The organism is Rheinheimera sp. (assembly GCF_037442525.1).
In the GTDB taxonomy this organism is placed as follows: domain Bacteria; phylum Pseudomonadota; class Gammaproteobacteria; order Enterobacterales; family Alteromonadaceae; genus Pararheinheimera.
The window spans coordinates 19,401-30,991 of record NZ_JBBIQD010000011.1 but is presented as its reverse complement, the minus strand read 5'-3'; the positions used below and the strand labels follow the sequence as shown (position 1 = coordinate 30,991).

At 53.3% G+C, this 11,591-nt stretch carries 11 protein-coding genes; 5 read left to right on the top strand and 6 right to left on the bottom strand.

Annotated elements, in window-relative coordinates; all coding sequences use genetic code 11:
* On the top strand, positions 1-201 hold a 201-nt coding region (locus WKJ03_RS14715; RefSeq protein ID WP_337842988.1), incomplete at its 5' end, for a hypothetical protein.
* Positions 202-319: 118 nt separating this feature from the next.
* Here WKJ03_RS14715 and guaA read toward each other — a convergent pair.
* Together guaA and guaB are read right to left on the bottom strand one after the other, a co-directional pair.
* Complete coding sequence (gene guaA / locus WKJ03_RS14710) at positions 320-1,897, bottom strand: glutamine-hydrolyzing GMP synthase (protein WP_337842987.1); 1,578 nt, start codon at positions 1,895-1,897, stop codon at positions 320-322.
* Positions 1,898-1,959: 62 nt separating this feature from the next.
* Positions 1,960-3,429, bottom strand: coding sequence for an IMP dehydrogenase (guaB, locus tag WKJ03_RS14705; RefSeq protein WP_337842986.1), 1,470 nt, complete (start codon positions 3,427-3,429; stop codon positions 1,960-1,962).
* A gap of 138 nt (positions 3,430-3,567) precedes the next feature.
* On the opposite strand from guaB, the gene xseA reads away from it, so the two are divergent.
* From xseA to WKJ03_RS14685, 4 genes are all read left to right on the top strand, one after another.
* A complete protein-coding gene (gene xseA, locus WKJ03_RS14700) occupies positions 3,568-4,905 on the top strand; it encodes an exodeoxyribonuclease VII large subunit (RefSeq protein WP_337842985.1) in 1,338 nt (445 codons plus the stop codon).
* 4 nt (positions 4,906-4,909) lie between these two features.
* Complete coding sequence (locus WKJ03_RS14695) at positions 4,910-5,365, top strand: hypothetical protein (protein ID WP_337842984.1); 456 nt, start codon at positions 4,910-4,912, stop codon at positions 5,363-5,365.
* 87 nt (positions 5,366-5,452) lie between these two features.
* A complete protein-coding gene (locus tag WKJ03_RS14690) occupies positions 5,453-6,028 on the top strand; it encodes a TetR/AcrR family transcriptional regulator (RefSeq protein WP_337842983.1) in 576 nt (191 codons plus the stop codon).
* Between the two features lie 75 nt (positions 6,029-6,103).
* Complete coding sequence (locus tag WKJ03_RS14685) at positions 6,104-6,817, top strand: SDR family oxidoreductase (protein ID WP_337842982.1); 714 nt, start codon at positions 6,104-6,106, stop codon at positions 6,815-6,817.
* A gap of 43 nt (positions 6,818-6,860) precedes the next feature.
* Here the strand turns inward: WKJ03_RS14685 and der are convergent, their stop codons facing one another.
* The 4 genes from der to hisS form a co-directional block, all read right to left on the bottom strand.
* Positions 6,861-8,342, bottom strand: a complete 1,482-nt coding sequence (der, locus tag WKJ03_RS14680) for a ribosome biogenesis GTPase Der (RefSeq protein WP_337842981.1) — start codon at positions 8,340-8,342, stop codon at positions 6,861-6,863.
* A gap of 126 nt (positions 8,343-8,468) precedes the next feature.
* Positions 8,469-9,653, bottom strand: a complete 1,185-nt coding sequence (gene bamB, locus WKJ03_RS14675) for an outer membrane protein assembly factor BamB (RefSeq protein ID WP_337842980.1) — start codon at positions 9,651-9,653, stop codon at positions 8,469-8,471.
* A 9-nt stretch (positions 9,654-9,662) separates the two neighbouring features.
* Complete coding sequence (locus tag WKJ03_RS14670; RefSeq protein ID WP_337842979.1) at positions 9,663-10,298, bottom strand: tetratricopeptide repeat protein; 636 nt, start codon at positions 10,296-10,298, stop codon at positions 9,663-9,665.
* A gap of 10 nt (positions 10,299-10,308) precedes the next feature.
* A complete protein-coding gene (gene hisS / locus WKJ03_RS14665; protein ID WP_337842978.1) occupies positions 10,309-11,583 on the bottom strand; it encodes a histidine--tRNA ligase in 1,275 nt (424 codons plus the stop codon).
* Between the last annotated feature and the right edge of the window lie 8 nt (positions 11,584-11,591).

Genomic DNA, 11,591 nt, shown 5'->3' with positions numbered 1-11,591 from the left:
GTAGGTGACCGGTCTGAGCTGCGCAGACAATGCCGCCAGCGTGGCGAGGATGACGACCAGTTATCCAACTCGCCTAAAGCATCGTCAGGCTGGCAAAGCTGTCCAGCGGTTCAGTGCCGGGAGCCTACATCAGTAGGTGACCGGCCTGAGCGGCGCAGACAATGCCGCCAGCGTGGCGAGGATGACCGCCAGCTCGCCTAAAGCATCGTCAGGCTGGCAAAGCCGTCCAGCGGATCAGTGCCGGGAGCATACATCACAGTATGTGACCGGCCTGAAACGCGCAGACAATGCCGCCAGCGTGGCGAGGATGACGGCGAGCTTATTCCCACTCAATAGTGGCTGGAGGCTTGCCCGACACATCATAAACCACACGGGAAATACCGTTGATTTCGTTGATAATGCGGTTTGACACCTGACCCAGCAACTCGTAGGGCAGATGCGCCCAATGTGCCGTCATAAAGTCGATGGTTTGGACGGCACGCAGGGATACCACCCAATCGTACTTACGGCCATCGCCCATTACACCGACAGATTTCACCGGCAGGAAGACCACAAAGGCCTGACTGACCTGATCGTACCAACCGGCTTTACGCAGCTCTTCGATAAAAATGGCGTCGGCACGGCGCAGTAAGTCGCAGTACTCTTTTTTCACTTCGCCCAGCACCCGCACCCCTAAACCAGGGCCTGGGAAAGGGTGGCGGTACAGCATGTCGTATGGCAGACCCAAGGCAAGACCCACTTTGCGCACTTCGTCTTTAAAAAGTTCACGCAATGGCTCAACCAGGCCCATTTTCATGTCGGCTGGTAAACCACCCACATTGTGGTGTGATTTAATCACATGGGCTTTACCGGTTTTCGAGGCGGCCGATTCAATCACGTCCGGGTAAATAGTGCCTTGTGCCAACCACCGGGCATTTTGCAGTTTCTTCGATTCTTCATCGAATACTTCCACGAACACCCGGCCGATAATTTTGCGTTTGGCTTCCGGCTCATTTTCACCTTTCAAAGCATCCAGGAAACGTTGCTCGGCATTGACATGCACAATGTTCAGACCAAAGTGGTCACCAAACATTTCCATTACCTGTTCGGCTTCGTTTAAGCGCAACAAACCATTGTCAACAAATACGCAAGTCAGCTTTTTCCCAATAGCACGGTGCAGCAGCATGGCGGTGACGGACGAATCCACCCCACCAGATAAGCCAAGGATCACTTCATCATCGCCCACCTGCTGCTTAATCGAGGCGACAGCATCTTCAATGATGGAGGCAGGAGTCCACAACTTTTCACAGCCACAAATTTCGACCACAAACTGTTCCAGCATGCGCAGGCCCTGTTTGGTATGGGTCACTTCAGGGTGGAACTGCACGCCGTAGAATTGTTTGTCTTCATTGGCCATAGCGGCATGTGGGCAGGTGCCAGTGCGGGCCGTGGTGACAAAACCTTCAGGAATAGCCACCACTTTATCGCCATGACTCATCCAGACATCCAGCTCAGCAATACCAGCAGCATTGATATGATCTTCAATGCCGTTAAACAAGGCACCAGGAGTGACCAGCTCCACCTGAGCATAACCAAATTCACGGTGCTCTGAGCTCGCCACTTTCCCACCCAACTGCTCCGCCATGGTCTGCATGCCGTAACAGACGCCCAATACAGGCACTCCAGCGTCAAACACATACTGAGGAGCGCGCGGAGAACCAGCTTCGGTCACGCTTTCCGGCCCACCGGACAGGATAATACCTGTAGGGGCAAACTCTTTAATTTGCTCAGCGGTCACGTCCCAGGCCCACAGTTCACAGTAGACGCCAATTTCGCGCACGCGGCGGGCGATCAGCTGGGTGTACTGCGAACCGAAGTCGAGGATCAGAATGCGGTGGAAGTGAATGTTTTTGCTCATACTTGCTTTGTCATCCGTATAAAAAGTAACAGGGCCGACAGACGCCGGCCCCGGAGAAAGGCTTAACCCAGACGGTAGTTCGGGGCTTCTTTGGTGATTTGCACGTCATGCACGTGCGATTCACCCATGCCAGCGGACGTCACTTTGACAAACTGTGTCTTGGTGCGCACATCCGTAATAGTCGGACAGCCGGTCAGTCCCATGGATGAGCGCAGGCCGCCCATTTGCTGGTGAATAATGTTCTCGATTGGGCCTTTGTAAGCTACCCGGCCTTCAATGCCTTCTGGTACCAGTTTTTCGGCATTGTTGCTGCCCTGGAAGTAACGGTCTGACGAACCGTTGCGTTGCGCCATTGCGCCCAGGGAGCCCATACCACGGTAAGATTTGTAGTAACGGCCCTGATACAGCTCCACTTCGCCCGGCGCTTCTTCAGTACCGGCAAACATAGAACCCACCATCACGCAATGTGCACCGGCCGCCAAGGCTTTGGCCACGTCCCCAGAAAAGCGGATACCACCGTCAGCAATAATACACACTTCAGTGCCTTTGACCCCTTCAACAGCGTCAGAAATCGCCGTCAGCTGGGGCACACCACAACCTGTGACGATACGGGTGGTACAGATAGAACCTGGACCAATGCCCACTTTGACGGCGTTCGCACCGGCTTCAGCCAGAGCACGGGCGCCTTCAGTGGTCGCCACATTGCCCGCCACAATTTGCAGCTCAGGGTACATAGCACGGGTTTGTTTCACCCGGTCGATCACGCCTTGCGAATGGCCGTGCGAGGTGTCAATCAACAGAATATCCACACCAGCTTCGACCAGAGCAGCAATACGCTCGTCTGTGCCAGGGCCTACACCGACGGCGGCACCGACACGTAAGCGGCCAAATTCATCTTTACAGGCGTTCGGTTTGCTGGCGGCTTTGTTGTAATCACGTACTGTGATCAAGCCTTTCAGTTTGAAGCCGTTATCCACCACCAGTACTTTTTCAATGCGGTGTTTGTGCATCAGTTGCAGAGCGTCTTCACGTGGTGCCGATTCATTGACAGTCACCAGCCGCTCTTTTGGTGTCATCACGGTGGAAATCAGCGCCTGTGGGTTGTTTTCCACGTTTAAGTCACGACCAGTGACGATACCCACCAGATTCTGTTGCGCGTCCACTACAGGAAAACCAGAGAAACCATGTTGTGCCGCCAACTGCTGCACCTCACGGATGCTTTGCTCCGGCCGCACAGTCACAGGGTCAGACACCACACCGCTTTCGTATTTTTTTACTTTGCGGACATTGGCAGCCTGTTCTTCAATGGTCATGTTTTTGTGGATAAAACCCAGGCCACCTTCCTGTGCCAGAGCAATAGCCAAACGTGCCTCGGTGACAGTGTCCATCGACGCTGAGACCATAGGAATGTTCAGAGTAATTTTGCTGGTTAACTGAGTCCGCAGGTCTGCGGTATGGGGAAGTACGGTGGAGTGTGCCGGTACAAGTAACACATCGTCAAATGTAATGGCTTCTTTCACGATCCTGAGCATTGCAACAATCTCGCTGTTTAAAGATAAGGGGGAATGTTGCGGCGCAATTTTATCCGCTTTTCAGCCTGCGAACAATCAGTTTTTCGCTTTTGTGGTAAAGTGACGACAAATCCGCAGCTTATCGAAACAGAAGCACCCATGTCTCAGGCCGATATTTACACAGTGTCCCGCCTTAACTCTGAAGTCCGCCTTACATTGGAACTGCAGTTTAAACAGCTGTGGCTGGTGGGCGAAGTGTCCAACTTTGTCGCGGCTTCTTCTGGCCATTGGTATTTTTCTTTAAAAGATCAGGCAGCACAGGTCAAAGTCGCCATGTTTAAGCAGGCCAACCGTTACGCCAGCCTGCAACCACGTAATGGCCAGCAGGTACTGATCCGGGCCCGGATCAGCCTTTACGAACCCCGTGGCGAATACCAGTTGCTGGCCGATATGGTGGAACCGGCTGGTGATGGACTGCTGAAACAGCAGTATGAACAGCTCAAAGCCCAACTGGCCGCTGAAGGCTTATTGGCGCCAGAGCGTAAAAAGCCGCTACCAGCTTTGGTCCGTACAGTAGGGATTATCACATCCCCGACAGGCGCCGCTATCCGCGATATTCTGACCGTGTTGCAACGCCGTGCTCCGGCCCTTGAGATCATCATTTATCCAAGCCAGGTGCAAGGCGCAACCGCAGCTCAGCAGTTAGTGCAGGCACTGCAAAACGCGATACGCCGCAACGAGGTGGACGTGCTGATTATTGGCCGGGGCGGTGGTTCTTTGGAAGATTTGTGGTGCTTTAATGATGAAACCCTGGCCCGGCAAATCGCTTTTTGTCCCATTCCGACGGTCAGTGCCGTCGGCCACGAAGTTGATTTTACTATTGCCGATTTTGTTGCCGATATACGGGCCGCTACGCCTTCGGCGGCAGCCGAACTGGTGTCTCCTGATCAGCAACAACAAATTCAGTTGCTGGCAAAAAATGCCGCCCGCTTGGTGCAAGTGATGCACACTTACCTGCGAAATAAAGCGCCAGCCGTTCAGCATTTACAGCATCGCCTTCAGTTACTGGACCCGGCTCGCCGGCTACAGCAACAACAGCAACGGCTGGACGAGTTGCAGCTGGCACTGACCCGGACGCTGCAGCGTCAGCTCCAGCAGTTAAAACAACGGGCAACTCAGCTGGAACAGCGGGTCTACCAGCAAAACCCGGCCTTGCAGTTATCCCGTCAGGCGCAGCAATTAAACCAGCTGCAACAGCGACTGAAACAAGCACTACAAACTCAGCTGCAACAAAAGCAGCAGCATTGGCTGCTGTTTAGTAGCCGCCTCAATACCGTCAGCCCTTTGGCGACCTTGCAACGGGGGTACAGCATTAGTTTGACTGCGGAAGGCAAGGTCGTGACCAGTGCCACGCAACTGCAGCCAGGAGATCAGCTAGAGAGCCGGCTGGCTCAGGGCAGCGTCATCTCGGTGGTCAGCCAGACCCGGCAGGAATAACACAATGTCCGAGCAACTCGACACACTGGCTCAGCAAGTTGCGCTGCGGCTCGGACCGGCGGATTGGGGCATAGGCGGCAGCTACCTGTTGTATTGCCATGGTTTGGTTCAGCGGGCGCAGGATCTGGATTTGGTCTGCAGCCCGCACTTCTACCCGCATGCCCGCAAGTTGTTACTTGAACTGGGTCAGGAGCTGGCGGTGGTTGCGCATCCGGAGTACTGCAGCCAGCATTTCTGCCGCATTCAGACCGCCTCAGGCGTCATCGAGTTAATGGCCGGCATTCAGGTGCTGCGGCAGCAGCACTTGCATCAGTTTGTATTCGACCCACTCAGCCTGCAATTCCGGCATGGCTTGCCTTTGATGCAACTGCAGGACTGGCTCCAGCTTTATCAGCTATTCGACAGGCCTCAACGCGTCGCCTTACTTGAACTGCATTTAAAGCAAAACAGCTGCGACTGAACTTTTTTAACTTCGCCGAAAAAAACTGTTGATTTATTCATCAACCAAAAATATGATAACCATCATATTACTCAGGCGGGATTAGCAATGAGCACCTTGACTAAAAAAGAGCAGACCCATTTGCGCATTCTTGACACCGCAGCCAGACTGATCCGGCAACAAGGCTTTGAAGCCTTATCAGTTGGTGTGCTGATGAAAGAATCGGGCCTGACTCATGGTGGTTTTTACGCTCATTTTGCCAACCGTGATGCCTTGTTAGCCGAAGCACTGGCGCATGCCCGCTACCAGAGCGCTGAGCGGATCCAAACGGAGCTGTCCGCTCTTGTCCTTCAGGGTCAGGCGCCATTACAGGCCTTTATTGAGCTTTATTTGTCAGAAGCACATCTGGATGCTGCCAAACAGGGTGAAGGGTGTCCATTGTCGGCACTGGGGTCAGAGTTATTCCGCCTGACCAATGAAGGCCGGGTCATTGCTCAGGGCTGTATAGATGGTTTTGTCAGCCTGTTGCAGCAGTTGCAACCCAGTCTGACCAAGGAGCAAGGCTTCGCACTATTCGCCAGCCTGATAGGCGTAGTGCAACTGACACGCAGTATGCCGGACCCGCAGCAAGCGCATAGCTACCTGGCTGCCAGCCGGAACCAGTTACAACAGCAGTACCTTTAGTCCTTAAACCATGCAGAGGTAACTCTGCTTTATTCCAACTTAAAATATGATAAATATCATATACTGGAGCAAGCGATGAATTTTGAAAATGCAGTGGTACTGATCACCGGCGCAAACCGTGGCCTGGGCCTGGCTTTTGCCAAAGAAGCATTAAAACGTGGAGCTAAAAAAGTCTATGCCGCAGCACGCAACCCGGCCAGCATCACCTTAGAAGGCGTAACGCCGGTGCAACTGGATGTCACCAATGTGGCAGAAGTGCAACGGGTTGCGCAGGAGCTGAGGGACGTCACGCTGTTGGTCAATAATGCAGGGGTGGCTGAACTAGGCCCCATTTTGGCCGACGATGCGGTAACCATGATGCAGCGCCAGCTGGAGGTGAACCTCTATGGGCCACTGCGCTTAAGTCAGGCCTTTGCGTCAACACTAAAAGCCAATGGCGGCGGCGCTATTGTCAATGTGCTGTCGATCGCCAGTTGGATCACGGGCCCGTTGCTGGCGACTTATTCAGTCACCAAGTCTGCCGCCTGGTCCATGACCAACGCCTTACGCCAGGAGTTACTGAGCCAGAATACTCAGGTACTGGCCCTGCATGTTGGCTTTATCGACACCGATCTGACCAAAGGTCTTGAAGTGCCTAAAGTGACGCCAGAGTTTGTCGTTGAACGCACCTATGACGCTCTGGAACAAGGTCTGTCTCAGGTACTGGCCGACGAGGGAACCCAGCAAGTGCATGCCGCGCTGTCAGGCTACCCGGATATTTACCTCAAAGCCCTGCCACAACACGGCTAAACGTCAGAGCGAAAGCAAAGGGCCGCAAATGCGGCCCTTTTTATTACTTCTTGTTTGCCAGATTCGCCCTGGCTTTTAAGATGCGGTCCCGCTTATAACGCTGGTTCGGCGTCAGATTCTCGCGACGTTGGGCAAAGGGGTTGTCCCCTTCACGGAATTCAACCCGCACTGGCGTCCCCATCATCTGCAAGGACTTGCGGTAATAGTTCATCAGGTAACGCTTGTACGAATCCGGTAAATCCTGCACCTGATTACCATGGATCACGATCATCGGTGGGTTGTAACCACCGGCGTGGGCGTATTTCAGTTTCACCCTGCGGCCATTGACCAGCGGCGGCTGGTGGTCTTCCTGCGCCATTTTCATAATACGGGTTAACAGGGCTGTGCTGACTCGGCGGGTCGCAGAATCAAAGGCTTCTTCCACCGATTCAAACAGGTTACCGACCCCTGAGCCATGCAAGGCCGAAATAAAATGCAGGCGGGCAAAGTCGATAAAACCTAAACGACGGTCCAGTTCGCGTTTCACTTCGTCTTTCACGCCATCATCCAGACCGTCCCATTTGTTGACCGCAATCACTAACGAGCGGCCCGCATTGAGTACATAGCCCAGAATGCTGAGGTCCTGATCGGAAATACCCTGACGGGCATCCAGCACCAAAATCACCACATTGGCATCTTCAATCGCCTGCAGGGTTTTGATCACGGAAAACTTTTCGACCATATCATCGATTTTGCCACGACGACGCACACCTGCGGTGTCGATCAGCGTGTACTCGCGTTCACCCCTGGTCATTGGAATATAAATCGCATCCCGTGTGGTCCCGGGCATGTCAAACACCACCACCCGCTCTTCACCCAGAATACGGTTGGTCAGCGTCGATTTACCTACATTGGGGCGGCCGACAATGGCCAGCTTAATGTGCTGGTCGCGTGCCGCCTTGCTGTCTTCGCCTTCGGCAAAGTTTTCGTCTTCATCCAGCTCGTCTGGGTTTTCACCTTGCTCAATAGCGTGAATACGTTCCTGCTGTTGTTCAGATAACAATGGCAATAATGCGGTTTGCAGCAAGGACACTACACCGCGGCCATGCGCTGCAGCAATAGGGTAAACTTCCCCCAAACCCAGGCTGTAGAAGTCGGCCACTGCGGTGTCTGCATCCAGGCCGTCGGTTTTGTTAGCGACCAGAAAGACTTTTTTATTGATACGGCGAATGTGCGTGGCGATGGCTTCGTCGGCCACCATAGCACCAGCACGGGCGTCCACCATAAATAACACCACATCGGCTTCGTCAATGGCTTTGAGCGATTGCTCTGCCATCTCCACTTCAATACCTTGTTCATTGCCGTCGATACCCCCGGTATCCACCACAATAAATTCGTAACCTTCATATTTGACCGTGCCGTACTTACGGTCACGCGTCAGGCCCGGAAAGTCAGCCACCAGCGCATCGCGGGTCCGGGTCAAACGGTTAAATAAGGTTGATTTGCCAACATTGGCACGGCCGACTAACGCCACTACAGGTAACATGTTTTACCTCAAATCCAATCAAAGGTTGTGCAAAAAGCACAACAAGGGGCCTTCACAGGCCATGAAACAACAGGGTCGGGATGTGAAACTCACAGCCCGACCCTGTATTTTAACTGCTCAGTGCGGTTAAGGTAAACGAATTAAACTCAGCTCACCGTCACGGGTCTGGATCACCAGGTCGTCCCCATTGCTAACGCCCTGAGTATAGAAGCCTGAACCATAACTAAACTGGCCAACAAATTCACCGCTGTTTTTATCCAGCCAGAACAGGTTGCCTTCCACATCGCCAATAGCCAGATAATCTTTGTACATCACAGGGCCAGTCAACAAGTGCTTGTTCAACCCCATTTGCGACCATTGTTCCAGGCCATTACGGCGGTCAATGGCAAAAATCTTCCCTGTGCTGTCGACGATATAAATGGAGCTGCCTTCAATCGCCATATCCCGGAAGGTGGAGTACTCCCGTTTCCAGACCGGGCGACCGGTACGCAGGTCCAACGCCGTCAGTTCACCATTATAGGCGATAGCGTAAATCATGCCGTCAATGATGATGGGGGTGGCGTCCACGTCGTTCATACGCGACAAATCGGTTGCACCTTTTGGCACTGCAATGCTTTGTTCCCAAGCCAACACGCCTTTGTCTGCAATCAGTACTGCGACTTTACCTGCGCCGGAACCAAAAATAACACCACCGCTGGCGATCACCGGCTCACTGGTGCCGCGCAAACTCAGCAATGCGGTTTCCTGCTCATGTTTCCAGCGCTGCTCACCCGTATCCGGATGCAATGCAAAGACAGAACCTGCAGAGGTATTCACCACCACAAACCCATCACCTGCGGCCGGGCTGGCAATGACTTCCCCGCCCACTTTCACCCGCCAGACCAATTCACCTGTTTCCGGGTTCAGCGCAATGACGTCGCCGTTTTCACTGCCCACATAAATTTTGTCATAACCAGCGCTGACGCCACCGGACAAGCGGGCGGTTTCGTCATTCCAGAAATTCAGGGAATCCAAAAAACCGGCAGACTCGTCCGTGCGGGCATCGAAAGTCCAGAGTTTACGACCTGTCTCCCGTTCGAAAGCCATGACATAACCAGCACGACTGGCGGCAAAGACTTTATCGCCGAGGATCAGCGGCTTCAGCGCAGAGTCATAATGCTCTACCCCATCGCCCACTGAAGCACTCCAGATTTCATCCGGTTTAATTTTGTTGCTGATCTCTGGGTACACCAGTTCGTCTTTGGACGAACAGGCACTCAGTACCGTCAGCAGCGCCAGAACCAGACCGGCGCGGTTTAAGCATAACTTCACAAAACCACCTTATGCTGCAGTTACATGCGCCAGTTCGTCTAACTTCACTTTCAGTATCGGGCTCTGGCCTTCTTTGGCAGCAGCTTGAGCTGCCAGATAAGCCGTTTTAGCTTTGGCCGCATCACCGGCCACCAATAAAGCGTCACCTTTTAATTCTTCCTGCTGGGCTTTAAAGGCTTCAGGCATTGATGCTGCAAGAGTGCTCAGCGCAGCAGCATGATCTTTTTGCTCCAGCTGTACGCGCGCCAAACGCAATTGTGCCATCGCCTTCATTTCTGGTTGTTTGGCAGAGGTCACTACAAAATTCAGCGACTTTACAGCAGCCGCATAATCTTTTTTCTCAACCGCTTCTTTGGCTGCGACAAAAGCGGCCAGCATAGCGTACGAAGAATCGGCATTCGCCTCGACAAAACTCTGAAACTGCTGTGCCAGTTCCGCGTTATCTTCACCCTGGGCTTTTTCCAGAAGCTCGCTGTAAGACTGAGATTGCGCCATGGTTTTCTCCAGCTGGCTGCTTTGGTAATAACGCCAGCCATACAGACCGCCTAAGCCCAGTACGACACCTGCCGCAATAGCCAGACCGTTTTCTTTCCAGAAGCGTTTAATCGCTTCAACCTGTTGTTCTTCGGTATTGTAAATTTCCATTCAAATTCCCTTAAATCAGCTCGCTCAGCACGCCGCTTAATTCATTCAGTTTGATATTGTGTTGCGGCTTGTCTTCACGCAGCCATTTTAATGTCACTTCACCCTGAGCCAGCTCAGTTTCACCCAGCAATAAGCCCAGCGAGGCACCGGATTTATCCGCTTTTTTCAGTTGTTTCTTCAGATTACCACCACCGCAGTGCAGCATCAGCCGCAGGCCAGGCAGAGCGTCGCGCAGCTGTTCGGCAATGGAAACAGCAGCAAGTTCCGCCGCTTCGCCTAATGGCATCAGATAAAGGTCTGTTTGCGAAGGTAATACCGGCATCAGCTCCAGCGTTTGCAGCAATAATACCAGCCGCTCCAGCCCCAAGGCAAAACCCACTGCCGGCGTTGATTTTCCACCCAACTGTTCGACCAGGCCATCGTAACGGCCACCGGCACAGACGGTGCCTTGTGATCCCAGGTTAGTCGTCACCCACTCGAACACGGTTTTGTTGTAATAATCGAGACCACGCACTAAACGCGGGTTGATTTCAAAAGTGACGCTAGCCGCCGTCAGACGCTGCTTTAAAGCTTCGAAATCCGCTTTGGACTCGTCATCCAGATGGTCCAGCAGTTGCGGCGCTTTACCCAACATCTCTTGCATCGCCGGGTTCTTGCTGTCCAGTACCCGCAGCGGGTTGCTGTACAGGCGGCGCAGGCTGTCTTCATCCAGCAGCTCTTTATGCTGCTCCAAATAAGCCACCAGTGCAGCACGGTAATCGGCCCTGGCCTGGTTAGAGCCCAACGAGTTCAGCTCCAATTTGACATAAGATGACAGCCCCAGTTGCTTCAGCATACGGGCACTGAGCAAAATCACTTCCGCATCGATATCCGGCCCGGCCATACCAAAAGCTTCCAGACCAAACTGATGAAACTGGCGGTAGCGGCCTTTTTGCGGCCGCTCGTGACGGAACATCGGGCCCATATACCAGAGGCGTTGTTCCTGGTTGTACAGCAAGCCATGCTGATTGGCAGCCCGCACACAGCAGGCGGTACCTTCCGGGCGCAAGGTCAGGCTGTCGCCGTTGCGATCAGCAAAGGTGTACATCTCTTTTTCAACGATGTCAGTGACTTCACCGATAGAGCGCTTAAACAGCTCGGTCATCTCAACGATAGGAAAACGGATTTCCTGGTAACCAGCATTTTGCACTGTACTGCGCAGCACCTGTTCAATATGTTGCCACTGCGCTGTTTCTGCCGGTAAGCAGTCATTCATGCCACGAATGGCCTGGATATCTTTTGACACTACACACT